The 26,122-nt window shown below is 60.1% G+C and carries 27 protein-coding genes and 1 pseudogene; 13 read left to right on the forward strand and 15 right to left on the reverse strand.

From position 1 onward, the window contains the following. Positions 1-9: 9 nt before the first annotated feature. The 6 genes and pseudogenes from NW822_RS08990 to NW822_RS09015 all read left to right on the forward strand — a co-directional run bounded on the left by NW822_RS08990 (position 10) and on the right by NW822_RS09015 (position 4,818). Positions 10-378: a DUF6464 family protein gene (locus NW822_RS08990; RefSeq protein WP_414404209.1), complete on the forward strand. Its 369-nt coding sequence runs from the start codon at positions 10-12 to the stop codon at positions 376-378. Positions 379-551: 173 nt separating this feature from the next. Further along, complete coding sequence (locus NW822_RS08995; protein ID WP_414362889.1) at positions 552-1,040, forward strand: M67 family metallopeptidase; 489 nt, start codon at positions 552-554, stop codon at positions 1,038-1,040. A 174-nt stretch (positions 1,041-1,214) separates the two neighbouring features. Continuing rightward, positions 1,215-1,496 (forward strand): MoaD/ThiS family protein, encoded by a 282-nt coding sequence (locus NW822_RS09000; protein WP_414362888.1) that lies wholly within the window; start codon positions 1,215-1,217, stop codon positions 1,494-1,496. A 2-nt stretch (positions 1,497-1,498) separates the two neighbouring features. Beyond that, positions 1,499-2,659 (forward strand): molybdopterin-synthase adenylyltransferase MoeB, encoded by a 1,161-nt coding sequence (gene moeB, locus NW822_RS09005; RefSeq protein ID WP_414362905.1) that lies wholly within the window; start codon positions 1,499-1,501, stop codon positions 2,657-2,659. 43 nt (positions 2,660-2,702) lie between these two features. Next, positions 2,703-3,926, forward strand: a pseudogene (gene ribB / locus NW822_RS09010) (3,4-dihydroxy-2-butanone-4-phosphate synthase); the annotation flags it as partial. Positions 3,927-4,269: 343 nt separating this feature from the next. Further along, positions 4,270-4,818, forward strand: a complete 549-nt coding sequence (locus NW822_RS09015) for a DoxX family protein (protein WP_414362887.1) — start codon at positions 4,270-4,272, stop codon at positions 4,816-4,818. Between the two features lie 62 nt (positions 4,819-4,880). On the opposite strand, the gene NW822_RS09020 is transcribed toward NW822_RS09015, so the two are convergent. From NW822_RS09020 to NW822_RS09030, 3 genes are read right to left on the reverse strand one after another with little or no spacing between them, the layout of a single operon-like run. After that, positions 4,881-7,031, reverse strand: coding sequence for an RNA degradosome polyphosphate kinase (locus NW822_RS09020; RefSeq protein ID WP_414404210.1), 2,151 nt, complete (start codon positions 7,029-7,031; stop codon positions 4,881-4,883). Between the two features lie 57 nt (positions 7,032-7,088). After that, positions 7,089-8,048: a branched-chain amino acid ABC transporter permease gene (locus NW822_RS09025; RefSeq protein ID WP_414404211.1), complete on the reverse strand. Its 960-nt coding sequence runs from the start codon at positions 8,046-8,048 to the stop codon at positions 7,089-7,091. Next, the gene (locus NW822_RS09030; RefSeq protein ID WP_414362882.1) at positions 8,048-8,920 is read right to left on the reverse strand and encodes a branched-chain amino acid ABC transporter permease; all 873 of its coding nucleotides are present in this window, start codon (positions 8,918-8,920) and stop codon (positions 8,048-8,050) included. The genes NW822_RS09025 and NW822_RS09030 overlap by 1 nt, the downstream gene beginning before the upstream one ends. Positions 8,921-9,007: 87 nt before the next feature. Between NW822_RS09030 and lptC the strand changes: the two genes are divergently transcribed. Then, the gene (gene lptC, locus NW822_RS09035) at positions 9,008-9,976 is read left to right on the forward strand and encodes an LPS export ABC transporter periplasmic protein LptC (RefSeq protein ID WP_414362880.1); all 969 of its coding nucleotides are present in this window, start codon (positions 9,008-9,010) and stop codon (positions 9,974-9,976) included. 77 nt (positions 9,977-10,053) lie between these two features. Next, positions 10,054-11,715, forward strand: coding sequence for a sulfatase (locus tag NW822_RS09040; protein WP_414404212.1), 1,662 nt, complete (start codon positions 10,054-10,056; stop codon positions 11,713-11,715). Positions 11,716-11,717: 2 nt separating this feature from the next. Here the strand turns inward: NW822_RS09040 and NW822_RS09045 are convergent, their stop codons facing one another. Further along, positions 11,718-12,203 (reverse strand): DUF3531 family protein, encoded by a 486-nt coding sequence (locus tag NW822_RS09045; RefSeq protein WP_414362878.1) that lies wholly within the window; start codon positions 12,201-12,203, stop codon positions 11,718-11,720. A gap of 216 nt (positions 12,204-12,419) precedes the next feature. Here NW822_RS09045 and fabG point away from each other — a divergent pair, with 216 nt between their 5' ends. Next, positions 12,420-13,163 carry a 3-oxoacyl-[acyl-carrier-protein] reductase gene (gene fabG, locus NW822_RS09050; RefSeq protein ID WP_414362903.1) on the forward strand — a complete coding sequence of 248 codons (744 nt, stop codon included), beginning with the start codon at positions 12,420-12,422 and terminating at the stop codon, positions 13,161-13,163. Between the two features lie 142 nt (positions 13,164-13,305). Here fabG and NW822_RS09055 read toward each other — a convergent pair whose 3' ends face one another. The 6 genes from NW822_RS09055 to NW822_RS09080 all read right to left on the reverse strand — a co-directional run bounded on the left by NW822_RS09055 (position 13,306) and on the right by NW822_RS09080 (position 17,461). Beyond that, positions 13,306-13,986, reverse strand: coding sequence for an HAD family hydrolase (locus NW822_RS09055; RefSeq protein ID WP_414404213.1), 681 nt, complete (start codon positions 13,984-13,986; stop codon positions 13,306-13,308). A 3-nt stretch (positions 13,987-13,989) separates the two neighbouring features. Further along, positions 13,990-14,652 carry a YqiA/YcfP family alpha/beta fold hydrolase gene (locus tag NW822_RS09060; RefSeq protein WP_414404214.1) on the reverse strand — a complete coding sequence of 221 codons (663 nt, stop codon included), beginning with the start codon at positions 14,650-14,652 and terminating at the stop codon, positions 13,990-13,992. A 6-nt stretch (positions 14,653-14,658) separates the two neighbouring features. Further along, positions 14,659-14,898, reverse strand: a complete 240-nt coding sequence (gene secG / locus NW822_RS09065; RefSeq protein WP_414362873.1) for a preprotein translocase subunit SecG — start codon at positions 14,896-14,898, stop codon at positions 14,659-14,661. 68 nt (positions 14,899-14,966) lie between these two features. Then, entirely contained in the window at positions 14,967-15,275 is a 309-nt protein-coding gene (locus NW822_RS09070; protein ID WP_414404215.1) for a hypothetical protein, read from the reverse strand. 110 nt (positions 15,276-15,385) lie between these two features. Next, a complete protein-coding gene (locus NW822_RS09075) occupies positions 15,386-16,066 on the reverse strand; it encodes a glycerophosphoryl diester phosphodiesterase membrane domain-containing protein (RefSeq protein WP_414404216.1) in 681 nt (226 codons plus the stop codon). Between the two features lie 96 nt (positions 16,067-16,162). Then, positions 16,163-17,461 (reverse strand): FAD-dependent oxidoreductase, encoded by a 1,299-nt coding sequence (locus tag NW822_RS09080; protein WP_414404217.1) that lies wholly within the window; start codon positions 17,459-17,461, stop codon positions 16,163-16,165. A gap of 139 nt (positions 17,462-17,600) precedes the next feature. Between NW822_RS09080 and NW822_RS09085 the strand changes: the two genes are divergently transcribed. Then, a complete protein-coding gene (locus NW822_RS09085; protein WP_414362866.1) occupies positions 17,601-17,954 on the forward strand; it encodes a DUF6464 family protein in 354 nt (117 codons plus the stop codon). Here NW822_RS09085 and NW822_RS09090 read toward each other — a convergent pair. Next, positions 17,951-19,405 (reverse strand): BCD family MFS transporter, encoded by a 1,455-nt coding sequence (locus tag NW822_RS09090; RefSeq protein WP_414404218.1) that lies wholly within the window; start codon positions 19,403-19,405, stop codon positions 17,951-17,953. The two genes, NW822_RS09085 and NW822_RS09090, sit on opposite strands and share 4 nt — an antisense overlap. 121 nt (positions 19,406-19,526) lie before the next feature. Here NW822_RS09090 and NW822_RS09095 point away from each other — a divergent pair, with 121 nt between their 5' ends. The 3 genes from NW822_RS09095 (at position 19,527) to NW822_RS09105 (ending at position 22,271) form a co-directional block, all read left to right on the forward strand. Beyond that, positions 19,527-20,234, forward strand: a complete 708-nt coding sequence (locus tag NW822_RS09095; RefSeq protein ID WP_414404219.1) for a hypothetical protein — start codon at positions 19,527-19,529, stop codon at positions 20,232-20,234. A gap of 13 nt (positions 20,235-20,247) precedes the next feature. Continuing rightward, positions 20,248-20,595, forward strand: coding sequence for a hypothetical protein (locus NW822_RS09100; RefSeq protein WP_414404220.1), 348 nt, complete (start codon positions 20,248-20,250; stop codon positions 20,593-20,595). Positions 20,596-20,804: 209 nt separating this feature from the next. After that, the gene (locus NW822_RS09105; protein ID WP_414404221.1) at positions 20,805-22,271 is read left to right on the forward strand and encodes a hypothetical protein; all 1,467 of its coding nucleotides are present in this window, start codon (positions 20,805-20,807) and stop codon (positions 22,269-22,271) included. 30 nt (positions 22,272-22,301) lie between these two features. On the opposite strand, the gene NW822_RS09110 is transcribed toward NW822_RS09105, so the two are convergent. From NW822_RS09110 to NW822_RS09125, 4 genes are all read right to left on the reverse strand, one after another. Further along, on the reverse strand, positions 22,302-23,036 hold the full coding sequence (locus NW822_RS09110) for a class I SAM-dependent methyltransferase (RefSeq protein WP_414404222.1): 735 nt from the start codon (positions 23,034-23,036) through the stop codon (positions 22,302-22,304). 13 nt (positions 23,037-23,049) lie between these two features. Then, positions 23,050-23,781 carry an FAD-dependent thymidylate synthase gene (gene thyX, locus NW822_RS09115; RefSeq protein WP_414362901.1) on the reverse strand — a complete coding sequence of 244 codons (732 nt, stop codon included), beginning with the start codon at positions 23,779-23,781 and terminating at the stop codon, positions 23,050-23,052. 45 nt (positions 23,782-23,826) lie between these two features. Beyond that, the gene (locus tag NW822_RS09120) at positions 23,827-24,603 is read right to left on the reverse strand and encodes a DUF4397 domain-containing protein (protein ID WP_414404223.1); all 777 of its coding nucleotides are present in this window, start codon (positions 24,601-24,603) and stop codon (positions 23,827-23,829) included. Between the two features lie 192 nt (positions 24,604-24,795). Continuing rightward, complete coding sequence (locus NW822_RS09125; RefSeq protein ID WP_414404224.1) at positions 24,796-26,076, reverse strand: bifunctional sterol desaturase/short chain dehydrogenase; 1,281 nt, start codon at positions 26,074-26,076, stop codon at positions 24,796-24,798. Positions 26,077-26,122: the final 46 nt, after the last annotated feature.

Consider the following 26,122-nt stretch of genomic DNA (forward strand, 5'->3'; position numbering starts at 1 on the left):
CCTCTCCTTGTGGGGTGTGCCATCTTGGAGGATCCAAGCCAATCCACCACGACCCCACGCCTCTTGGCCTTCTTTTTGGGTGACTGCTTCATGTTGGCTAACCTCACTGCCCATCTCTTGCACCATGCGGCCAAGCGCCGCTGGCAAGAACGCGCTTACAGCCGATTTTTGCGGGACTGGCGCCGGCAAGTAGTACTGCTGCGCCGCCAGCGGGCCGGAGAATTCGGCCAACCGCTAGGGGATCCCTCCTGTGTTTTTAACGCCCGCTCAGCCTGGTTGCGCTGCGCTGTCAACCCCCAGGGGCCTTGCCAGGGCTGCCCCCACTACTTACCTCTTATCCCTCCAGCGCCAGCTGCCCGCCACGGCAGGCCGGAGTAGTTGTAGGAGCCAAGTCAAGGCTTTGCCGCAAGGCGCGGCCCCCTCCTTAGGGCTGGCGCTAGGAGGGTGTCACTCTCTTCTCGAAACCGCAGCTCGGGGTTCTGCAAGGCTCCCAAGCCTCTTTTCTGTGTCACAATAAAAGGACGATAATTCCATCGGCAAAGGCGAGATTCATGGCCCTCCACCTTTCGACAGAGCACCTTCGCGCCATCCGCCAGCACGGCGAACAAGCCTTCCCCGACGAGGGCTGTGGCATTTTAATTGGCAAGCTCAACGGATCCGACAAGGTCGTCTACGAGCTTTGGCCAGTGGCCAACAGCTGGCAGCGGGCCGAAAACCCCTTGGCGGATGGGGAATCCAGCCGCCGCCGTTTCCTAATTGAGCCAGCTGACTTCAAGCGAGCCAGCGACCATGCTCTGGCCAAGGGCCTAGGGATCCTGGGCACCTACCACTCCCATCCCAATCACCCTGCCATCCCCTCCGAGTTTGACCGACAGCACGCTTTTCCTTGGGGCTTTTCCTGCGTAATTGTAAGCGTGCACAACGGCAAGGCAGGGGAGGTGGCAAGCTGGGTTTTGGATGAGCAGGAACAACCTCAGCAGGAGCCAATCCAGGTTTGGGCAGAGGCACCCCCTGCCTTGGCTTGGGCCTTGGCCAGCTAGAGCCAGCCGTTGGCAGCCCTCCCCAGCGGAATCTTGACTAATGGGTGCGTGGGGGCGAGGGTCGGAAAAGGCGCTAGTCTGGACTGGAGAGGTGAGGTGACTACCAGGTTGGCCTGCTGGGCCCAAAGCCTCAAGAGTTAACTCGAGATTGCTAGAGTCCTTCCCCAAACTCCTATGGCAACCAAGATCTTGATCCCTGCCCCCTTACGGCCTTACACCGATAACCTGGAAGCGGTTGAAGTCGAAGGCAGCAGTGTTGGCGAAGTGATGCGCAACCTAATTACCCGCTACGGCGAGCTCAAGCGCCACCTCTACACGGAGGACGGCAAGTTGCGTAACTTCGTCAACATCTACCTCAATGACGAGGATGTGCGCAACTTAGCCCAGGGCGAAGACACTCCTGTAGGCGAAAAGGCTGTCATTAGCATCGTTCCTGCCATTGCTGGAGGGTTGTGACTATGTTGAACCTAGACACTAGCCAAGTCACTCTCTCCCGCGAGGAGATGGAGCGGTTTTCCCGCCATCTGATCCTGCCGGAGGTGGGCCTAGAAGGACAGAAGCGGCTAAAGGCGGGCAAGGTGTTGTGCATTGGCACAGGGGGTCTTGGCTCGCCCCTGTTGCTCTACTTGGCTGCAGCCGGCGTGGGGCGGATTGGCATTGTTGACTTTGATGTCGTGGATGTGTCCAACCTGCAGCGGCAGGTGATCCATGGCACCTCCTGGGTGGGCAAGCCCAAGGTGGAATCGGCCAAAAACCGTATCCTGGAGATCAACCCCTACTGCCAGGTGGACGTTTACAACACCGCCCTGAAGGCTGACAATGCCCTAGAGCTGTTTGCTGAATACGACGTGATTGTCGACGGCACCGATAACTTTCCCACCCGCTACCTGGTTAACGACGCTTGCGTTTTGACGGGCAAGCCCAACGTCTACGGCTCTATCTTCCGTTTCGAGGGGCAGGCAACCGTTTTCAATTATGAGGGCGGTCCCAACTACCGCGACCTCTACCCCGAACCCCCCCCACCAGGTTTGGTGCCCTCCTGTGCGGAAGGGGGAGTGTTGGGGATCCTACCTGGCATCATTGGCCTCATCCAGGCCACTGAGACTGTGAAAATCCTGCTGGGTATCGGCACAACGCTCAGTGGGCGGCTCCTTCTTTACGATGCCCTCAAGATGACCTTCCGCGAGCTAAAGCTGCGCAAGAATCCTGCCACCCCGCCCATCACCCAGCTTATAGACTACGAGCAGTTCTGCGGCATCCCGCAGGCGCGGGCTGCAGAACAGACGGAGATCCCCGAGATTACGGTGGACGAGCTGAAAGCCTGGATGGACGCCGGTAAGGATTTTGTGCTGGTAGATGTGCGCAATCCCAGCGAGTGGGAGATTGGCCGGATTCCAGGCGCCCACCTGATCCCTTTGCCCCAGATTGAAAACGGCGATGGGGTGGAGCAGGTGCGTCGGCTCCTGAACGGCTCAGAGCTCATTGTCCACTGTAAGAGCGGGGCGCGCTCGGCCAAAGCCTTGAAGATCCTCAAGGCGGCCGGGATCGAGGGGAAAAACCTGCGCGGTGGTATCCTCGCCTGGGCTGCAGCCTACGATCCCTCTATTCCAAAGTACTAGGTCCTAGAAGTCCTGAAGGCGTCGGCCTGGGGTAGCTTCTTCCATGAGCACCACTCTACCAGCAGAGACAGAGACCCTCTTCCACTCCATTCCCGAGGCCCTGGAAGACCTTAGAGGGGGCCGCATGGTCATCGTGGTCGATGACGAAAATCGGGAAAACGAAGGGGATCTCATCTGTGCGGCTCAGTTTGCCACGCCAGAGGTCATCAACTTCATGGCCACCCATGGGCGGGGCCTCATTTGCCTGGCCATGCAGGGATCCCGCCTTGACGAGCTGAAGATCCCGCTGATGGTGGGGCAAAGCACCGACAGTCAGCAGACTGCCTTTACGGTCAGCATCGATGCTGGGCCAGAGTTAGGGGTTTCTACGGGCATCTCCGCTGCCGATCGCGCTCGGACCATCCAGGCAGCCATCCATCCCCGTACGCGACCGGAAGACCTGCGCCGACCGGGGCATGTCTTTCCGTTGCGGGCGCGGGAGGGTGGGGTGCTCAAGCGAGCTGGGCACACCGAGGCAGCCGTGGATTTGGCCCTGTTGGCAGGGCTTTACCCAGCGGGAGTGCTCTGCGAGATCCAAAACCCCGATGGCTCCATGGCTCGCTTGCCCCAGTTGGTTGAGTTTGCCCGCAAGCACCGTCTCAAAATCATCACCATTGCCCATCTCATTGAGTACCGCCTGCGCACGGAGCGGTTGGTCCAGCGGGGGGCTACCGCCACCCTGCCCACGGAGTTCGGCCAGTTTCAAGTCTACGGCTACCGCGACACCCTCAACCAGGTAGAACACCTGGCGTTGGTGAAAGGGGATCCAGCCCAATTTGCCGCTGAGCCCGTTCTGGTGCGCGTGCAGGCAGAGTGCCCCCTGGGGGATGCGCTGGGATCCCTGCGCTGCGATTGTCGTCGTCAACTAACTGCTGCCCTGAAAATGATTAACCACCAGGGCAAGGGAGTGCTGGTGTACCTGCGCCGACCAGAGCTTAGCCTCATCGAGCAAATTCAGTTGTATGCCCGTCAAGATCTGGGGCTAGCCGAAACTGCGCCGCCAGCAGCGATGGATCTGCGCGATTACGGCATCGGCGCCCAGATTCTGCGGGATGTGGGGGTGCGGAAGATGCGTCTCATCAGCAACACCTCCCGCCACATCAGTGGCTTGAAAGGGTTTGGCCTAGAGGTAGCTGAACGAGTGCCCCTGCTGCTAGAAGAGTCGGATCTCAATTTGCACCTGGAGCCGTCCTGTTCGCTTACTGAAAAATCTGAGCCGCAGCTCCACTCTCGTCTAGGACGGTAGAGCATTCCAGAACAGAGGCCGCTCCCGAAGTCAAAAGCGCTTGAGAAGCCCTGAGCGGAGGAGCTTCCGGCAGCAGCTACTTTGGCCTCAACCTGGCCCCTGAGGTATCCTGCAGCCGCAGGGAGCTGCGGTGAGGGAGCTTTTCAAAAGGGCTCGCCTGCAGCTGCCAGAAAGATCCCGCTGGCACCTACCCGAGAACTGCTCTAGAGGGGGGAGGGATCCCCGCTCTTAGCCAGAGGGCCGCCCCTGTAAAGGCCTCCTCTTGTTACAGACAATTCAGAATCGTTACAATGATTAACGAACCCTCCCAGAGCAGGTTTCCTCTATGACACTTCTCCAGCGGCTTCCCCTGCTGCTAGCTTCCCTCCTACGTCAGGACAGCGTTGCCCAGCGGTGGTCCCAGTTGGGCTGGACGGTCCTGCGGGTGGTGGCAGGGCTATTCATGATCCACAACGGCCTTGACAAGCTGGCGGACATCGAAGGATTTGCAACAGCTTACGTAGAAGTCATTGGTTTGCCCTTCCCAATCTTTTTCTCCTATGTAGCCGCCTACACTGAGCTAATTGCAGCCCCTCTGGTGGCCTTGGGCTTGTTCACGCGGCCTGCTGCCTTGAGCTTGGTGGCCACAATGGCGGTGGCCATGTTTCACCACATCAAAGTAGCCGGCTTCAGCATTCCCTACCTGGAGCTATCGGCCATTTATGCAGCCATCTTCTTGGCCTTTGCGGTAAATGGCGGCGGCTGGTTTTCAGGGGATCAGCTTTTGGTGAAGGCAATTGAAGCGTGGCTAAACCGCAGCAGCCGAGAGAAGCTGGAGAGCTTGCAGTCTTCCTTACAAGCGGAGAGCGAAGCCGCTCAGCCGCCTCGCTCCTGAGCTGCCCTGGAACTTGCCCCTCCTTTGGGAGAGAGGCCAGGGCTCGGCACAGAGCGCTGCAGCTAAGCGCGACGGGCAGCCCGCTCCATCAGGCATTGATGGGTAGCGCGCACAGGCTCGCCTGGCTTGGGCTGTCGCTGCACATAGGTGCCATCGGGACGCAGCTCCCACGCCTGCCGGTTGTCCCTTAGGCAGATGTCCAAGATTACCTTTAGCTCCTGCTTCAACACCGGATCTTCCACGGGGGCGACCACTTCGACGCGGCGATCCAGGTTGCGGGTCATGTAGTCGGCGCTGCCAATGAAGTATTCTTCCTGGCCATTGTTGTAGAAGTAAAAAATGCGGGAGTGCTCCAAAAAGCGCCCGATGATGCTGATGACGCGGATGCGCTCGCTTAAACCCTGGATCCCGGGCCTCAGGCAGCACATGCCGCGCACAATGAGATCGATCTCCACCCCTGCCTGGCTAGCCTCGTAGAGCAGCCGGATCATTTCCGGGTCGGTGAGGGAGTTAATCTTGACAATGATCCGCCCTTGGCCCCCCGCCTGAGCGTGCTGCATTTCGCGGCGAATGAGGGCTTCCATTCCCTGGCGCAGAGTGCGGGGAGCTACCAGGAGCTTGCGGAAGTGCCGCTGCCGCGAGTAGCCGGTTAGCACATTAAACAACTCGGTAACATCGTTGCAGAGAGTCTCATCGCAGGTAAATAGGCCTAGGTCGGTGTAGATACGCGCAGTTTTGGGGTTGTAGTTGCCGGTGCCAATGTGGACGTAGCGGCGCAGGGCTCCCTCCTCCTCCCGCACCACCAAGGCCAGCTTGCAGTGGATCTTCAGCCCTGGTAGGCCATAGGCCACATGGACCCCGGCTTTCTCCAGCTTCTTGGCCCAGAGGATGTTGTTTTCCTCCTCGAAACGGGCTTTGAGTTCCACCAAAGCGGCTACCTGCTTGCCGTTTTCGGCAGCCTGGATGAGGGATCCCACCACCGAGGAGTCACCGGAAGTGCGGTAGAGGGTTTGCTTGATGGTGAGCACTTGGGGATCGTTGGCCGCTTCCTCCAAAAATCGTCCGACACTGGCGGTAAAAGACTCGTAGGGGTGGTGCACCAGCAGATCCCCTTCCCGGATGACCGCGAAAATATCCACCGGCTCCTCCCTCACCGAAGTGGTGTGTAAGCGAGGGGGCGTGACGGGTCGCCAGGGCGGATCCTTCAAGTCGGGCCGGTCTAGGTCAAGAAACGCCATTAGCCCGCCCAGGTTGAGAAGGCCATCCACTTCGTACACCAAGTCAGCATCCAAATGGAGCTCCTCACACAGCCGCTGGCGAATGGCAGGGGGCATCGACTTGGCAATCTCCATGCGCACCACCGAGCCAAAGCGGCGCTTGCGCAGCTCTTCCTGAATGGCCGCGAGCAGATCGTCGGCCTCGTCCTCTTGGATTTCCAGATCGGCGTCGCGGGTGATGCGGAAGGGATGGTACTCCAGCACCTCCATGCCCACAAACAGCGCTTCCAGATGGTGGGCAATCACCTGCTCCAGGGGGACAAAGCTTACCCCATCCCGCAGGGGCACAAAGCGGGGCAGGGTGTTGGGCACTTTGACGCGGGCAAAATGCTCCTTGCCCGTTTCTGGATCCCGCACCACCACCGCCAGGTTAAGGCTGAGGTTGGAGATATAGGGGAAAGGATGACCTGGATCCACCGCCAGGGGGGTGAGCACGGGAAACAGGCGGCGATCAAAATACTCCCGCAGTTCCTGCCGCTCTGACTCCGACAGGTCGCTGAAGTTGCGGATGTGAATGCCTTGCTCTGCCAGCTTGGGCACTAACTCTTGTCGAAAGCACTCGTGCAGCTTGTGAAGCAGGGGGCGCAGGTGCTCAGAAATCTGGCGCAATTGCTGCTGGGGCGTGAGGCCATCGGGGGTTGGTAGCAGCACGCCTGTTTCCAACTGACGGCGGATCACCGCTACCCGCACCATAAAGAATTCGTCCAGATTGCTCTCGAAGATAGCCAGAAACTTCAGCCGCTCCAAGAGAGGGGTGCGCTCGTCCAGGGCCTCGTGTAACACCCGGGCGTTGAACTCAATCCAACTGAGCTCGCGGTTAAAGTAATGCTCAGGCAGGGCATAGCCCTCTTTGATGGGCGCAGCTGGGGGGCACCCTATCCCATCGGGGTGGCGGGGCGACAGGGAGGAGTCCGTTTCCTTGGAGCGCGGAGTCATGCTGGCAGAGATCTGGGTTGCCTCAAAGCGTCAACAACGGCTGGAGCCGACCCAATCCTATCCTGCTGGGTTCTGCTTGGAGGAAGCAGAAGGGTTCAAAACAGGCTTGGGCGGGCGCTCTGGCAACAGCCCCTGAGGGCGGGTAAGAAGAATCACCTGGAGCAGGATCCCGATGAGCAGAATGCGCAAGGGGCCGGCCCGCGTAGCCCACTGGGGCGGCAGGCGATTGGTGAACAGCTCACTGGCCGACCACACTCCCCAAATAGCCAGCGCCCCCAGCAGAGCGCCGCGGTTGTTGCCGCTGCCCCCGGCAATCAACATCACCCAGACAATGAAGGTAGCAAACTCCGGCTGAAAGGCTTCCGGGCTGATGAAGTTGACAAAGTGGGCATAGAGCGCCCCCGCCAACCCCATGAGCATGGATCCCAGGACAAACGCCTGCAGGCGAAACTGGAGGACATCTTTGCCAGCAGCCAGGGCTGCTGGCTCGTCCTCGCGGATAGCCCGCAGCACCCGTCCCCAAGGGGAGCGATAGGCCCGTTCGCTTAACCAGTAGACGCCTGCCACCACCAAGAGCACCAAGCCTAGGTACAGCAGCGTATCCTGCCCCGGGATCCAACCGCGAAAGGGCCGGGGGATGCGGGTAATACCGCGTACGCCGTTGGTTAGCCAGCCCTCGTTTTTCAAGATTTGGCCAATAATCTCGGCAATGCCAATGGTGGCAATCGCCAGGTAGTCAGAGCGCAGCTTCAGGGTAATCAAGCCAATCAAAAAAGCAATTGCTCCCGCCACCACCGCTGCTACCGCAAAGCCCACCCAAAAGGGGAGCGCGAAGCCCCCCAGGTGTTCAGGGGTCGGTGGTGTCGTGACAATAGCGCTGGCGTAGGCCCCCACGGCAAAAAAGGCCCCCACGCCAATGTTGAACATGCCAGCGTAGCCCCACTGGATGTTGAGGCCCAGCACCAGTACGCCGTAGATCCCGACCAGGATCAAGAAGAAAATGGCATAGCTTAGCATCAGGCTCGCCCTCCCAAGAGCCCAGTAGGCCGGAAGATCAGCAGCAGGACCAGGATGGCGAAGGCCACCCCTGTCTTGTAGGCGGGGCTAATGACCAAGGTAGAGAACTCCTCCGCCAAGCCAATCACTAACCCTCCCGCAATGGCGCCGTAGGGGCGACCAATGCCGCCGAGGATGGCTGCGGCAAAAACGGGCAATAACAGTCGCCAGCCCATCGTGGGGTGGAGCCGGGTGTCGAGGCCGAGAAAGATGCCTGCCAAACAGGCCAAAGCCCCCCCGATGGCCCAGGTCCAGAGAATAGTCTGCTCCGTATCGATGCCAGTTACCTTGGCCAAGTCAAAATTGTCGGCCATGGCCCGCATTGCCTTACCCACCCGCGTGTGCTGCAAAAACAAGTGCAGGGCCACCACCAGCAGCGCCGTTCCCACTAAAATCACCAGCCAGTCCGGCTTAATGCGCAGCCCACCCAGCTCCCAGGGGACTTGGATACCCCGGCGATACACCTGGTTGTTGGGTCCCCAGAGAATCTGCACCAGACTGCGCAAAATCAGGGCGGTGCCAAAGGAGGAGATTAGCAAAATAACGGGGGCCTCCCGGCGTAGGCGGCGATAGACCAATTGGTCGATCCCCACCGCGCACAGCACCGTGGCCAAGGCGGCCGGGATCCAACTGATCCCCAAAGGCCAGCCCCAGCCAACAAAGGTTAGGGCAAAATAGGCCCCCAAGGTCATCAGATCCCCGTGGGCAAAGTTGGCAAAGCGCAAAATGCCAAACGTCAGCGACACCCCAATGGCCCCTAGGGCGTAGATGCTGCCTAGGACAAGGCCGTAAACGAACAGTTGCAACAGTTGCTCCACACCTGTACCTGCCATACCTTGCCCTGATGATGCCACGGGTTTGCCGCCAGCGGGATGCGGCAGGGTAGAGCTAGGGTAGGAGAAAGCCCATAAGAGAGATCCATGCAGCCCCCCTCTTCCCAGATCCTAGGGTGGCTAGTGGTTTTGGCCCTGCTGAGCGCTGCCTGTGGCGGGCCGGAGAGGGATCCCGAGGCCCCGCGCCAGCCTATCTCCACCCCCCAGTTGATTTACGAAGACATCACCCTCACCCAGGCCCAGCCTGACGGTGGCTTGCTGTGGCGCTTGCGGGCACGCCTAGCCAAATACGAGCCTCCCTCGCCCGAGGGCACCCCCGTGCAGTTGGGATCCGCCCATTTGCAGGCTATCGAGGGAGAGTTTTTTGACGAAGATGACCGCGCTATTCGCGTCCGGGCCCAGCAGGGATCCGCCTACCCCAGCCAACGGCGCTTGGAATTGAGGGGACAAGTCGAGGTGGAATCCGAGCGGGATAACCTGCGCCTGCAGGCAGAGCGGCTGCAATGGCTGCCAGAACAGCGCCTCCTCGAAGCTGAGGGTCAGGTGCAGGTGGAGCTGCTGGACGGCCAGGGATCCCTGTGGGGGGATTGCTTGCGCATCGACTTTGGCCAAGCGCAGATGCAGTTGGAAAACCGGGATCCCACTCAACCTGTACGGGCAGAATATCAGGATCCAAAGCTGGAGCTGGCTGCTAGCCGTTTCTGGTGGCAATTTGGCAGGAAGGAAGTGCGGGCCCTGGGAGCCGTAGAGGTATATGCCCCCCAGCAAGGCGTGCGCCTTAGCGGCGAGGAATTGTGGGCTCCCCTGCCTCTAACTGAGTTGCGCCTGCGGGGCAATGGGAAAGCCAGAATTGCCCGCGCTAGCGGGGAGGGGTTCCTCCAGGCCCAGGAGATCCGTTGGCGCGTCGGCTCCACCCAACTGCAAGCTCTGGGCAAGGTGCGCTACCGCCAGCCTGGCCAGGCTTTTACCGTGAGTGGCGACAGGGGCTTCCTGGACTGGCAGACCAGCACTGTCCGGATGCAAGGCAACAGCCAAACCCATCTCACCCTGCCCTGAGGGCCAAAAGGCAGGCGGGAGCATGTCAGGATAGATAGAAGAACCCTCTGGGGTGGGTTGCGGTGAGGTTTCCAGAAATGGCAGAGATCCCTGTGGGGGAGCGTCCTAACATCCTGCTGATTGTCCTCGATACCCAGCGGGCGGATCGTCTCTCTTGCTACTGGTCGGAGGAAGAGCGGGCTCGCCAAGTGCCCACTAGCCCCAACCTGGATCGGCTGGCTGCAGAATCCACCCTCTTCGAGCGGGCCATTGCCCCTGCCCAGTGGACGATCCCCTCCCACGCCTCCCTGTTTACAGGAGAGTACCCCAGCACCCACCAGATCGTTCAGGCAGACCTAGAGCTAAGTCCTGCTCTACCCACCTTGGCGGAGCTGCTGAAGCGGGTTGGCTACACCACCGTGGGCTTTTGCAACAACCCCCTAGTGGGGATCCTGAAAAACGGCCTGCGGCGCGGCTTTGACACCTTCTACAACTACGGCGGGGCTCTACCCACCCGCCCCCCCGAGGGCAACCCTCTGCCCGCTCCCCTCAACCACTGGCTGGCCGCCTACACCCAGTTTTGGCGCCGCCTCTCCTACCCCGTGCAAAATGCCTTTGCTCGCTCCGACACCCTGTTTCAGTTGGCGCTGCACCCCTGGTTTGCCTCCCTCTGGACCCGCCTGATGAACTTCAAGGGCAACACTGCCGCCTCCATTGCCGACCTCAATCGCTACTTACAGCAAATGGCCCGCCGGCCGGCGGGGGCGCCCCCCTTTTTTTGCTTTGTCAACCTCATGGAGACCCACCTGCCCTACTGGCCGCCAGAGCCTTTTGTGCAGAAATACGCTCCCTACTTCAAGAGCAACCGGGAGGCGCGGGATTTCCTGCGCCAGTACAACGCTGAGCCCTACCGCTGGATGGCACCCCTGCCGCAGCCGCTTTCTCCCCTGCAGGCGCGGGTGCTGCGGGACATCTACGATGCCGAAGTAGCCTACCAGGATTACCTGCTGGGATCTGTCTTCGCCACCCTGCGCCAAACCGGCCTGGAGCAGAACACTCTGCTAGCCATCGTTGCCGACCACGGCGAGGGCCTAGGGGAGCACGATTTCGTCGGCCACGCCTTTGTGGTCTACGAAGAGCTCATCCGCGTGCCCCTGATCCTGCACTACCCCGGCTACTTTCCCTCAGGAAAGCGGGTGGCCACCCCTGTTTCCACCCGCCGCCTCTTCCATACCCTCTTGGAAGCTGCCGGCTTCCGCCCCAGCCTCTCCCTAGCTGACGGCACCCCTTGGGCTAGCCTCCGGCTCCGCCGCGAGATTGCCCGCCTTAGCCTCAGCCGTACTCTAGCGGGAGAGGATCCTGAGCAAGGAGTGGTGCTTAGCGAGGCTTTCCCACCGCAGATTCTCCTCCGGGCCATGGCAAGCCGCAACGACAGCCTCTTGCAGGCCCGCGCCTGTTACGCCACCCGCCGCGCTCTCTATGAGGGAGTGATTAAGCTCATCCAAACGGGGGAGGACGCTAGCCTCTACAACCTAGAGCAGGATCCGGGGGAGCAGCGGGATCTGCTCTTGGCCGAGCCTGGGGCTCCGGAGGTGGGATCCCTTTCTCCCCAAGCTTGGCTGGTTCGCCTGCAACAAGGGCTAAGGCGGTGGCTGGAGTGGGCTGAATCGCGCCGCCCCAGCTTGGCCCCCCGCAAAGTGGACACGGAAAGCGATGCGGACTTGCTGCGGCGGATGCAGGAACTGGGCTACCTGGAGTAGGGCTACTCTAGATCTCCTTTTTCCCCCCAGTGATCCCGGAGGTAGCTGCTGAGATCGTAAACATCAGTTTCCTCGGGATCCGGCACTGGCCAATCCTCGTTTTGCCCACCGATGATGACGCGGGTGAGACCAATGTATTCCAAGCTGAGGGTGCGCAGGGCATTGATCAACACGTCCAGCGCCATGGCATCGGCAGTGCCTAGGTCAAACCAGCAGCGGGCCCACTTGCCCTTCTCCTCAAGGGATCCCATGTTGTGCATTAGCGAGGTCACCGGAGCCAAGTCACTGGGATACTCCAGATAGCTGAGATCCGTCTCAGCCTCCTGGACCACCAGGCGTTCGGCGTTAAATCCTCCCAGCTTGCCCAGCACGTACCACGATTCCAACACTTCCCGAAGATACTCCAGCTCCGCTGGCACGGGGGGCTCGGCAAACTCAAACCAAATCCAGAGGTTGCCTGGATCGCACTCCCGAAACTCCACTTGCATGGATAGTTTCTCTCATACAAGCCAACTCTCTATCCTAAAATCTGGCTCTTTCCCCAAGCGGGGCAGCCTCCTTTTGGCTGAGCAACTTTCCCCCCTGGGAAGGCCTGCCTTTGCCTAGCCCGGGATGGCAAGATCCCCAAGGAAGCCAAAGCATCCTATACTATTGCGGCTGTCGCCCTTGCAAGGAAGCTGCCGCCTATGTCTGAACTTCTCCCCTTGCCCTCGCTCCACAACCAGGTGGCCGTAGTTACTGGAGCCAGCCGCGGCATTGGCCGGGCCATTGCCCTTCATTTGGGGGCCATTGGCGCTAAGGTGGTTGTCAACTACGCCCACTCCGCTGCCGAGGCCGAGGCGCTGGTGCAGGAGATTGCCGCCCTGGGGGGGGAAGGAATGGCCGTGGCCGCCGATGTCTCCCAGGCCGTAGAAGTGGAGCAGCTCTTTGAACAGGTGATGGAGCGCTGGGGCCGGGTGGACGTGCTGGTAAACAATGCCGGTATCACCCGCGATGCCCTCTTGCTGCGCCTAAAGCCGGAAGACTGGCAGGCGGTGCTGGATCTCAACCTCACGGGGGTCTTCCTCTGCCTGAAGGCAGCCGCCAAGATCATGGTCAAGCAGCGGCAGGGACGCATCATCAACATCACCTCGGTGGTGGGCTTGGTGGGCAACGCTGGCCAGGCTAACTACAGCGCTGCTAAAGCAGGGGTAATTGGTCTAACCAAGACAGCAGCCCGCGAGCTGGCCAGCCGCAACATCACCGTCAATGCCGTTGCCCCTGGCTTTATCACCACCCAGATGACAGAAAAGCTGGATCCCGGCCCCATTCTGGCCCAGATCCCCCTGGGACGACTGGGATCCCCAGCCGAAGTAGCGGGGCTGGTGCGCTTTTTGGCGGCTGACCCAGCGGCGGCCTACATCACGGGGCAAGTCTTTGCCATTGACGGGGGCATGGTGATGAGCTAAAGCTGTTCCGGCTCTCCCAGGCCCCAGGGACACCCAGGGTCAGGTGGGTGGCCTAGCAGGCAATCTCCCTCAGCGCTGCCTCTGCCGTGGGGCTAGGCAGGTTCCCTCTTCCTCCCTGCTCTTGCCGGCGAGCGGGGCAGAGTTACCTCTCCAGACCCAGAAATTCTACCAACTCGGCAAAGCTGTCCACCACGGCATCGGCTCCTGCCTGGCGCAGCTCCGCTGGGGTAAAGGCAGTGGTGAGGCCAACAGCAAGGCAGCCCGCCCCCTTGGCAGCGCGGATCCCGTGGGCAGAGTCTTCAACCACCAAACACACGCTGGGATCCAAGCCCACTTTGGCAGCTGTTTTCAAATAAGGCTCGGGGTCGGGCTTGGCTCGCTGGATATCTTCCGCAGTAATCACGGCGTCAAACCAGCGGTCCAGGTCAAAGCGTTGGAAAATCTGCTCCTGATCCCGACGGGTAGCAGAGGTAGTGAGGGCAAGGGCCGAAAAGCAACGGCGGCTGAGCTCCAAGAACTCCACCACTCCTGGCAGCAAAGGCACTTCTGCTAGCAGCTCGCTAAAGGCCTTGGCCTTCTCTGTAATTAGGCGTTCCACCAGCAGGGGCCGTTCCGCAGGCGGGGTGTCCGTCAGGTGTTCCACGAGATACTCAAACATGTCGCGGTCAGTGCGCCCTTTAAACTGCAGGGAGACGGGGGCCAGATCCAGAAACAGTTGGCAGCGCTCCAGGGCAATAGCCCCAGCGCGGGCATGGATTGGCTCCGAATCCACAATTACCCCGTCCATATCCAAGAAAAGGCCGGCAAGAGGTCGCACTGCCATCTCCTAGGTCCCTGCCTCCAAGGAAGGCTGCTGCCAGCCACAGAAGCGGCTAACCACCTCCCAGAGGGTCTCCAACACATTGGTGAGGGCGTGGTCACTCTCCACGGCTACCAGTTGCGCCCAGGGGCGATGGGCAACGTAGTCGCGGCTGGAGCGAATGGGGATGACTTCGTCGTGGATCCCGTGCACAATCAAAGTGGGCACAGGCCGGCGCAAAGCAGCGTCAGGGTAGCGCTGGGCGTCAGTAACAAAGCTATAGTCCAAGGGCAGCAGCCGCCCTTCTCCGTAGTGAAAAACCAGCATTTGCCCGCTGCGTTGCCAAGCTTCCGCGGCCCCAGCCCCTAGTCGCGGCAGCCAATGTTCCAAAAAGCCAAAAGCCGGCGCCAGTAACACCAGCCGTTCCACGCAAGGCTGCTGCTCAGCCACCCAGGCAGCCACTACACCGCCTAGGCTAGAGCCAATCAGGGTAACGGGAGGATGCCCCATGGCAGCCAGCTGCTCAGAAACTTGCTGGATCTGACGAGAGAGAGTGAGCTGGGTAAAATTGCCCTGGTTGAGATCTGGCACCTGCAGAGGGATCCCTAGCTGCTGCAGCCGCTGGCGGAAAAAGGCAGCCTTAGCCGATTGCGGCCCAGAGCCGAAGCCATGCAAGTAGATGACTGCCACGCTACGCTATTGCCCTGCGCCTGTGGAGAGCCAGCCCGCTCCCAACACCACACTGACGGAGAGAAAAAGGGTAGCCACCGTCCAGGTGATGCGGTTTAGGTTTTGCTCAGCGCTCTTAGGGCTGGCAAATAACTGGGCTTGCCCGCTAATACTCGACAGGCCATCTCCCTTGGGGCTATGCAACAACACCAGGATCACCAGCAAAACCGCCGAAGCAGACCAGAGGAACTCGAAAAAAGCTTCCATTGCAGAGCATCCCCCTAGGGCACATTGCTGGAGTTATTATCGCCCGGATCCCGACCCTAGCGCAGCTACTAGCTAACCCTAGGATTGCCCACTAGCCTCAGAGGTTGGGGCTGGGCCTTCTTGGCTCTGTCTGTCACTAGACGTAGAGAGGTGCCAAAGCCACCTCTAGCTGCGGGGTTGGGCAAGCCTGGCACTTGACGGATAGATCCCTGGCGCAAGCAGGCGTGCAAGCGACGCAGCAAGAAGAAATCCGCTTCAGAACACCCATCTTGAAATAGCCTCACATTTAGCTCGTGCTCCTGGGCAGCTGTAAGCAGACCAGTCACCATAGCTGCTTGGATAATCCGCTGGATGGCGGTTGTCCTAGCTTCACTCATAGCAGAGAAGCTCTCGAGGGAAGTCTTTGTCTATTTTCGGCAAGAGCTTCTGCTATGGGCTCCGCTAAATGGCGGATTGAATGTCCACCCTTTGAGCTGGCATGCGGAAGCTAGGCCGCTTGACCCTTCAAGTGCTGCAGGGATCGGAACAGGAGCACGATATAGGTCCAGGCAAGTGGCGTAACTGCTACCCCCCCGACCACCCAAAGCACCAACCCAAGCACAGTCCCATCAAAGCCGAGGATCGAACCTAAGACTCCTGCAAAAACAACAAAAAAGACAACAGCCAAAATCAAACCTGAAACCACAAGAAGAGCCCAAAACACGCCCCACCAGCGGCCCTTGACAAGGTTCCAACTGTAGCGCAGCCCTTCTGTAGCTCCTCGATTTTCCAAGGCAATGGCACAAGGGGTAAAAGCCAGCCTGACTCCCACGTAAATGCCAGGAAGGATCAAAAGGAGGGAGGCAAGGAAAGAGAGGAGTTCTGCTAAGATGCTGCCGAAAACCAGAGGCACTGCCTTCGCAAGGGCCCGGTCGAGGCTGTTGCCCAGCAGGGGAGCTTGCCGCTTCAGGTGCTGATCCACCAGCCAAAAGGCTGCGCCAGCCAGGATGGGAGCAACAATTAGGATGTATGCCAAATTGAGGATCCCCCCAAAACGGGGGATCAGCCCTGCGACGACCGGAATGATAAAGCCAGGAGAGGCCAGAATCACCAGCAGCCCATAGATGGGGCCTACAACTTCAAACGAGCGCTGCAGAAGGGAAAACGGGTTAAGAGTAGCGCTTTGCATGGCAGAGGGATCCCTGGGGTAGACACCCTCTACATACCACACCATCCCCCTTTTTGGGCTGAGAAGGGGATTAAGAAAGTCAAAGTCTGGGTCTTGCTATACAGAAGATTTTTGTAAAATCCAAGCCGCCGCTTGTTCGCCGCTGCGCAGGGATCCCTCGATGCTGCTCTGGTGGGTGTATTCTCCAGCCCAGAGAAGGCCCGACAGGCCACTGCCGGTGGGAACCAGGTGCTGCTGAAAACCGGCTGGCTGGACAAACTGGGCAAAAGGGATCCGATACACCCGCAGCAGGCGCAATCGTTCCAAGGGGGCTTTGGGAAAGTAGGCCTGCAGCTCGGCCCGGCAGGCTTGGGCCAGCTCCTCGTCGCCCAGAGGGGGATCCCCCAACACCGTCACCGAATAGAGGTGTTGGCCAGCAGGAGCCAGTGCTGGGCTAAGCTGAGTGAGCTGAACCCAGTGGTTGATCCAGCCTTGGCCGCTGGCGTTGAGGTACAAGTAGGCGCCACGGGTCAGGGAAAAGGGGGCGCAGAAATAAAGGCAGGTCACTGCTCGTCCCTGGCTGGGGATGGGCACAGCAGCTTGAGGGCAGAGCTCGGCCTGCCAGGCCCGCGCTTGAGGGGCATCGGTGGCACAGACCACCCATTCAGCAGGGATCTCCTCGCCCTTGGCGGTGCGGATCCCGCGCACTTTTCCCTCTTCCACTAGGATGCGCTCTACCGGAGTTTGGTAGCGGATCTGCTCGGGAGCAAGGTGACTGGCCAGTTGGCGGGCGATCTCTCCCATGCCCAGCGCCGGGGTGACGATGGCTCCCTCGGCCATCATCTTGAAGTAAAAGGCAAAGAGGCGGGCGCTGCTAGCCAGATCGGGATCCAAGAGAATGCCGCGGAAAAAAGGGTAGAAGAAGTGCTGGCAGATCTTTTGGGAAAATCCGTACTCCTCCAGGAACTCTCGCACCGAGCAGTCAGATCCCCCCAGTCCTTCTTGGAAAACCTGCTCCGGCGTGCGCCGTGCCAGCTGCGCCCGCAACTGCAGCACCTTGAGCTTGTCGCCAAAGCTGGCCAAGGGGTTGAAGAGGGAAGGGACAATGCTGGCTGGATCCCGCAGGGGATCCCCCAACAGCCAGCAGCGACCGGGTTGGGCCAGCAGGGCTCCCGGCCGGTAGGGGCGGGGGGCAAGTCTGCCCAGATCCAGATGCCGCCGCACCTGGGGATAGGCCGTAAACAGCACCTGAAAGCCGCGATCCAAACGGAAGCCCTCCACCGCGTCGGTGCGCACCCGCCCGCCGGGGCCGTCGCTTTTTTCCAGGACTAGGACATCCTTCCATCCCGCCTGGCTCAGCACCTTGGCGCAGGTTAAGCCGGCCAGCCCTGCCCCGATAATGACCACTCTGCCCATGCTGCCGGGATCCCTCCTTGGTCACGTATTCACCCCAGTTGTCCACCCACTCCAGAAAATCCTCTACACTGAGTAGAGCTAGTAGTACAAGCTAACCGGCTTGCCAAGCTGTTCTCCAGGCTGGCCGTCGCGGCACCTTATGGCTTCTGTCAACCCAACCTTGCCCATTCAGTGGATCGATGCCGATTCGGGAGAGGTGGTGGACGAATGCCCCTGGGAAAGCAGTCCCCATCCAGGTACCTACGTTCAGCTTGCTGAGCAGCACTACCTGGTTTTGGAAAAGCGCCACTCCTACCAATTGCGGCAGGGCAAATACCACCTGTGCAGCATCCGCGCCCTCATTCGCCCAGTGAGCTCACCCCTCGAGATAGGCCAGCTTCTGGGAGATCCCTCCTGTCGATTTAATGCCCATTCGCCGCTGCTGCGCTGCGCCGTTAATCCCAGCGGGCCCTGCCAAGGCTGCCCCCACTACGAGCCGGTCCAACGGCGTTAGCCTTCCAGCTCCAGCGCCAGCACCTCGGTTAGGGTGCGGCTAGTTTTCTCCCGGAACTCCGCTACGCTCACCCGTCCTAGCAAATACACTGCAAGCAACATCACCGCCGCCTCCACTCCAAAGACTGTGGCATAGGCTAGGACCGAGGAAGTGGGGAAAAATAGCCGCCCCAGGTCAAGCAAAGCCCCACCGATGAGGGTAGAGAGTGCCTGCGACATCGCCTGAGCCAGGCCCCAAGCCCCAATGAAAGTGCCAGCGGTCTCAGGCGCTGTCAAGTCCAACATCAGGCTAATGGCCCCGTTGGTGGTGATCCCAGAGGCTAAGCCAAACAGGATCATACACAGCTGCAGCAGCTGTGGCTTGCCTGTAAACCCTGCGGCAATGGTCAGCCCAAAAGAAAGGGCCACCAGCAGGCAGCCCAAGCGGGCAGTTGTCTGCTTGCCCAGCTTAGGAACGATGAGAAAGCCAGTCACCACAATCCCCACCAAGACGCCTAGGCTCCAGAAGGCGTTGAGCTGGGTGCTCTGGGCCACGGTCATGCCAAACACCTCGCCGCCATAGGGCTCCAGAACCGGCTGTTGGATGAACAGGCCCATGGTCATCAGGGCCAAAAAGCTAAAAAAGATCAGGGTTTGGCGGCTGGCGGTGAGCACCTTAATGGCCGTGCCTAGGGTGATCTGGTCCTCCCGCCCGGCCATGGTGGAACGGGATCCATAGCGGGAATAGCGTTCTTCCACCCCCCAGGTGGCGATTACCCCTAGCAGGACCACCACGGCGGGAATAACCATGAAAAGGCGGTTGATCGTCGTCTGGAGATTCTCTGGATTTAGGCCGCGCAGCAGCACTGCCGAGCCAATTGCCCCCCCGGCAATGCCCACCATCAGCATCGACCAGACGATCCCCACCAACTGGGAGCGGTTGTGCTCATCGGAAACATCCACCAGCAGCGCCGCAAAGGGCGTGGAGCAGGCGCTGAGACAAAGCCCGTAGAGTGCAAACATCAAAGCGGCCAGAGCAATCCAGCCGTAGGTAGCCAGTGACCAGCCGCTACTGGCAAAGCTCTGCCCCAACCCCCACACCACCTGCACCGCTAAGAAGATGCACAGGGCAAACAGCACCGATCCCAAGCGCACATAGCCGCTACGGTGCGTCCCAAACAAAGGCTTGGCATCGGAAAGCTGCCCAAACCAGACGCGGGCTGGGGAAACCAACTGGTGCATGGCCAGGGATCCCCCTACCACTGTGGCTGGGATGGCCAAGAGCTCCGGGTCAATCATGACTCGATTGAGCACCCCCAGAGTCAGCAGCGACATCATCCCCAGGCCCATCTGAAATAGGCCTAGGCGAAACATGACGGACAAAGGCAAGGGGGAGGCAGCCGGTGGAGGGTTTTGGGCAAGAGCCGAGGCAGCCGACAAGTTGACTTCAGGATCCCGTTGGATATTGGCCATATCCGAAAAAGTCGGCAGGAGCGCTACAGCCTTTTATCGTAGCCCACGCAAACCGGGATCCCGGCAGAAGCATTGGATTGCCGAAAGCGAAACTGCCGTGCTGGCTCTCCGTAACCGGGTTATGGTCAGGGCATCCTTAGCAGCCCACTACGGGCTGGATATCGTTGAGCTCACCTGGGAGGACACGGGACGGCATAAGGGATCCGCCCTCGGCCCCAACATCAGCGACATGACCATCCAGGTGCAGCAGCTCAACCCCCTGACGGGTCGCCGCAAGCTGAGCCTGATGCCGGTGATCCGCTACCCCAACTTTGCCGATCTCTCTGCCGACCTGCCCCTCAACCGCCTAAAGGTGCTGGTGCGCGTGGTGTCGCTGCAGGAGCTGCTGGGGAACCTGCGCCGCTACTTGCACAATCCCCGCTCTTGGGCCGGCAACCGGAACTCCCTGCTGGCCCCACGGGATAGCCATGTGCTGGTGAGCGCCCAGGCCGCCTTTTTGCCCATCCCTGCCGGGGGATCCGCCCAATTCAACCCGGTGCTGTTCAACTATCAGTCTTATCCGGGCAACCCAGGCGTGCTGGCGATCTTGGCCACCCGCGAGGGCACCAGCATTACAGTGATCGAGAACCGCCCGGAGGAGGGATGGGGGGAGATCTGGGGCCAGCGCCTTTTCTTCAACCAAAACGGGGAACGGGCCAGCCTTACTGGGCAGCGCCTCAGCGATTTCCAAGCCCAGCAAGCTGCCGAGCCAACCCCCAGGGATCCTGACTCAGCGGAAGTCCCCGAAGAAGCTCTGAACCTGGTAATGCTGAAAGCAAAGGAAAGTTGAGCAGGTCAGATACTTGACGGAGACCCTAGGCCTAGGGGACTGCTTCCCTAGCAATCTAGAAGCTGCCGTCATCGGCCACGGGGAGGTGGAAGGCCCCTTCACCGAGATCAACAACCTCAACATCGAACGGGATCCCCGCTTTCCCATTCGGGTCACCATCCAGTTCTACAAAGCCACCGACAACGGCGTGGTCTCCGCCGAGGATATGGCCCAAATTCACCGCCAGATTGACCGCGTCTATCGAGAGGCCGACTACGTGGGCAGCTTGGTGATCCAGCCAGACACAGGCCGCCCGACCGAGTACGACCGCGACGCCGAAACCGAGCGTCCCTTTCCCTTTCCTTGGTGGCTGCGACGCTAGCCTTTACTGCTAGTTATCTTCCCGCGCCGGAGTTTCTCTACTACACTGACAACTGACCTGGTGCCAAGCGAAATGGGCCTTCCGGCTACTGGGCTTGGCACAGGTGGTATTTGTATCTCAGCAAAACTCAGCCTCAATCCTGTCTACAGGCGAGGTTTCTGTTCTAGCTGGCTTTTGCCCAACCCTTGGGGATTTTTTCCAGTAACCCTATGGCTGACGCAATTTCTGTTCGGCGCTACGACCTTTTTGTGCAAGCCTCGCGGCTGCTGCAGCGCTACCGGCAGTTGACGCCGGAACTGCGTCCGATAGGGTTGGAGGTAGCTCTGGCTATCCAGTACCATCGCGCTCAGGCTGGCTCGGGATCCCTTCTGCCCCCAGTGGGATCCTCCCACGGCCTGCCCCTAGAGGAGGTGGCTCAGCGCATTTGCGACCCGTTTTACACCAAAACCCATCCTCTCTTGCCTACCCTGCCAGAGACGGGGGAGCCCCTGGTGTGGCCTCTGTTTAACCAAGGGGAAAATGGCCTTGTCCGGCCTCTGGCGCCGAGCAAAGTGGGTGGGAAACTGGCCGAACGCCGCTGGCTCAAAGCCTGCAACAGCCAGGAGGGCATTGGCTGCCATGCCCTGGCCGCCCACTTGTGGCAGGACGAGCGTTTTCTAGCAGCAGACCGGGATCTCTGTCCCTTTCGCCTCTATGACGGGCGCTACCCCTTAAGTGTGGATCAAGGGCGGCAGACCTGTGGCTTCGACGACCACCCCTGTGGTTGGCAGCCCGGCCATCCCAAAATGCTGCAGGTGGTGGGCAAGGGCAAACAGGCCGAGATCCTGCTTCCCCCCTGGACGGACCAGATGTGGGCCATGCTCATCCCCCCCCATCGCCCCCTGCCCATCTACCCTCTCTTGGTGATGCTCTACTTCGGCCAGGAGACTCTGCAGAAGGGGCGGAGCAGCCTTTCGGTGGAACAGTTTCGCCTGGATTTTCAGTTCAGCCACTCCCAACTCCAGCTGTTGTTCGACACCCACCCTGAGCACCCTCTCAATCGCCATCTGCTTGCTTTGGCAGCGCAACCGGAGGTGGAGTGGGGATCTGCCGAGTTGTGGCCCTCTATGCCCCCTCTCCTCCATCAACCTGCTGGGGGTAAGGTGGTCTTGGATCCGGATGAGCCGCCCCAGTTTCGCAGCAGTGGGATCCCTTCCTATGCCGGGACAGACCCGCTGATGGCGGAGCGCCGCCGCCGGCGTCAGTTGGAGCGCAGCGAGCGCCACAACGAGATCTTGCACCAGTTTCGCCGTTGGTTCCGTCTAGCGGGTCTAGAGGTGCGGGAAGACCAGCACACGTTTGACTTTCTGGCGGTGGCCGACGGGCACCTGCTTTTGGCCGAGGTGAAGTTGCTGCACCACAAAGATGCCGCAGAGGCGCTGCAGGAGGTGGTGGGGCAGTTGCTTTACTACGAGCGCTTTGCTCTCACCCCCTGGATCGAACAGGGCTTTTCTGTCCAGAAGGCTGCCGTTTTCGATGGTCCGCCCCCAGATCCCTACATTCAATTTCTGGAAGACCTGGGCATCGCCACCTACTGGATCAACGAGCAGCAGATGATCGACGGGCCGGAAAGCTCACTGCGGTTGCTGCGCCAAATGGAAGTGCGGGTACGGCCGGATCCAGAGCTGGGAGATTAGGCCAATTCATCTCTGCCTTTTTTCCCAGGGTTAAGCGTTCCTAAGACTAGCTACTGCTAACAACGACAGGCCAAAGGGTAGGGAAAACTTGGGGATCAAATAGGCTTCTGCGGCAAAAATCTCGGTTAAAAGCCGATTGGCCCAAGGCAAGGGCATTTTTAGATCTTGGCTCTGTCTGAGGTGAAGGTTCTTTTGGGCTAGGCGGATCCCTGCTGCTAATGGAAAGAGAAAGCTGTTGAAAAAGGTAAGGATATGAATTTGCAAGCCGGCGCTCCTGAGTAAGGAGAGAAGTTGCAGCCGCGTGTAGCGTCTCTTGTGGTGATTGAGCTCGTCATGGGCGCTCCACAGCCAGGGGTAGGCCGGTACTGTAATCACCATGTAGCCAGATGGCTTTAACCTCTGGATGAGGGCTTCCAGAGCTGCTTTGTCTTCCTCCAAGTGTTCCAGGACGTCCAGCAGAGCAATTAAATCAAATTGTTGAGAGCCAAAAGGGATCCGATGCGGCAATTCACCTTCGGCTACAATCCCGATCCCGCGGGCACGGGCAAGAGGCAATGCTATTTCGCTTCTTTCCATTGCGAAGACTTGGCCAAATTGAGACAACATTTCTAGGTTGCCGCCACTGCCACAGCCAGCTTCCAGGATACAAGCCTCAGGCGGAAGAGGGATCCCTGTAATAACCCGGCTGAGAATGCGGCGACGGCCCAGAAACCACCAATGCCGATCTTCTAAGGCCGCCATTTGTTCATAAGCCTTGGGATCCATAGTTGGGAACTTGTTAGGGAGAAAGCCTAGCCCTACCCCAGCGATTTTTGCGATACCAGGCGGCAACATGAGGGCACCAGGCCTCAAAGTGGGGCCAGATGAGCTCGCACAGCTCACGGATCTCCCGCTGGGCATCGGCCTTGGCCCGCAAGTCCAGGAAGTGCATCAGGCTGCGGCAGTTGAACGACACCACAAAGTGCTGTCGGATCCCGTAGCCGAGGATGCAGCGGGCATCCTCAGGCGGAACGCCACACTCTTCCACTAGGCGGCGGTAGGCAACGGCCTGGCTGCGGTATTGCTCCAGCACAATGCCCAGCGCCTCGGGGGCGATAGGCCGGATCCCGTCGCGGGTCTTGGCCTGGCCCTCCTTGATGTTGGCGGGCACGTAAAAAACTTGCTCCAGTTGGTCAGGGCTGGGATCCGATCCCAGCTCCAAAAGCTGTTGGCCGGTGTAGCGGTACGACTGGACATCGAACGACACCCCAATGCGGTGGGTGCGCGCCTGCTGCACCACCAGGTGGGGGAAGTAGCCCACCCCGAAGGTGATCTGCGGGTGCTCCAGAGGGCCGTAGTGACCACGGTCGCCCTCTAGAAGGTGCCGCACCACCGCCTCGCCAGGGTTGGCTGGCACCCGGCTTGCTGGTGTGACGTACTCGGCACTGTAGTCCTGGTGCATTGCCTGCCAGATCACCCGCTCGGGATCTGGAGTCTGGCTAAGCACCACTACCTGAAACAGGGCATCCACGGGTAGAAAGTCGTACCCTTTCCCCAAAGTATAGGGGGAAGACACCTAGAGAAGGCGGCGAGCCCGCGTCTCCTCCGCCAGCACCCCACTCAAGCTTGGATTGCTGCGCAGTAACCCCGCCACGTAGAGGGTATAGACTTTCCCCGCCTCTAACTGGAGATCAAACCGTTGCAGGGGAATGCTCCGGCTGGGAGACGTCTGCCCGCCTGAGGCAGAAGGGGCTGTGGCCACCTGGATTTGGGTAAAGCCGGGGCGCATGGCTTGAAAAGTGGATACTTGCCCAAAGGCCAACTGAGGTATCAGCACTCGCCCTTGCTCCCCTTGCCATTGCAGGGGTGGGGCGTCGGGGGCAGCGTGAACAAACCGCACCAGGGCTTGATCGAACAGAGGGTTGATATTGTCTTCCAGTACCAAGACTGTGACGCGATTGGGCTCGTCGGCGGCCACCACTGAGAACACTCCCCCGCCTCTGAGGTTGGCCACAGTCCTGGCCGCAACCGTTCGCGCGACGGAGTCCTTAGAACTTGTGGGCTGGCCGGGGTTCTCAGGTGTTGAAAACAAAACAATGTCGTACTCGCCCGCCGGCATGCGCACGTATTCGCTCACCGTGCCATAGGCTACACCCTGAGCAGCCCTTACCCCTCCCACTTCCAAGTCAATCCGAGGGGCATTGGGGGCCACATGCACTAAGCGCACCTGCACTTCCGCCACCTCTGCAGAGGCTATGGGGATGGCACAACCCGCCAAAAGCCCCGTCCCTAAAGACCCACCCACTACGCAGAGAACTGCACTTACCCACTGTCGCACCATGTTGACGCTCACTCCTACTCCTCACACCCAACGTTCACTCGGAGAGCGAGCTGTTGAATTCCTCCAAACAAAGGGCCCTTTCGCTCCCTGCAAGGTTCACATTGGCGCAAGGGATCCCCTCTCCTGCCGCCAAAGAACCTGCTCTTGTCTTACCCCAGTTTTGCGCCTAAGACCACAGAGGGGGGCAGGATTTCTGCCTCACCTTCAAGGGATCCCGCCGACCTGCTTGCTATCGGCAGGATCTAGGCTGAGGCTAGGGGCTGCCCCCGGCAGGCTGAAGAGGCGGAAGTAGGTGCTCACGGCCAGCTCTCTAAGGGGGAAGAGCAGGTAGGTCAAGGGGTTGATGGTGACAATGATATTGCGGCAGTCGCGTTTGGCCTGGGCCAGGATCTGGGCGGCCACCCAATCGCCTGACATCACTCCAATGGGATTGAGCTGGCTCCTGAAGGGGCCGAGGATAATCTTGCGCACCACGCAGGGAGCATCCAGGCGGCGCAGGGTAACCAGATCCCCTAGGGCCCGCTTGGAAAGCTCGTAGAGGGGGCTAAAGGCAGGGCTGACCTCGGCTTCTGAGGTGTTTACCCAAACCTCTTTGGTGGCCACTTCCGGATTGTTGCGCACCGTCTGGAAAAACAGCTCCATCAGGCGCCATGCCGAGAAGGTGTTGACGGCGTAAGACTGGCGGACAGATTCGGGATCGCGTTGCCTATGGACGTTCAGGCCGTGGTTGATGACCAAGATATCGACCCGCTCCAGGAGTTCGGCCAGGGATCCCTCCTGCCCCACCTGCCAGCGAACGGTCTCCACCGGCTGGAGCTGGCCGTCCACTTCAATGGCAACCGAATCCGCATGGGAGCTAAGGGCAATAACTTTGGCTCCGTGGCGGTAAAAATGCTTCAGCAAGGCCCGGCCCAGGGTACCAGAGGCGCCGGTGACGGCCACGCGCTTGCCCTTGAAAGAGAGACTGGTGCCCATGATCCGATCCACCAAGGTTAGGGTGCCGCAAAAGTAGGCGTTGGTATCGTCGAAGTGGTGCCGCCAGTGGTAGGCGCGGTTCACATACCACTGCGCAGGAGGGGCGGGGAAAGGCCCCGGCTGGTGGGTGATATCCGTCTGCAAGGCCAGCCCCCAGCCCCGCAGCGCGCCGGCAACTAGAAAACTGGCCGAGTAGAGTACCCCCACTGCCGCTGCCAGGCCATAGAGGAGGGATCCCTGTCCCAAGAGCACCACCCAAGGGATCCCGGCTAGAACCATCGTTGCTGCCTCGGGAACATCGTGGTGCCACTGGGATTCTCGGTATAACTTGGGGTCTACCACGCTGAGATCGGGGCGGAACAGGCGGTGGTGCAGGGTGTGCTTGGGCAGCAGCCAGGGCCACTGGTGGGCCAGCCAATGGCGCACATCCCGCACGATCTCCGCCCAAAGGACGGAAGCCAAGGCAATAGTTCCAACCTCCAGCCACTGAGTTACGCTGCTAACATCCATAGGGTTTAAACCATCCTGAGCTCGCCGTCGCCTCTTGGCATCAACC

Source organism: Synechococcus sp. H70.2 (assembly GCF_047462275.1).
GTDB lineage: Bacteria > Cyanobacteriota > Cyanobacteriia > Thermostichales > Thermostichaceae > Thermostichus.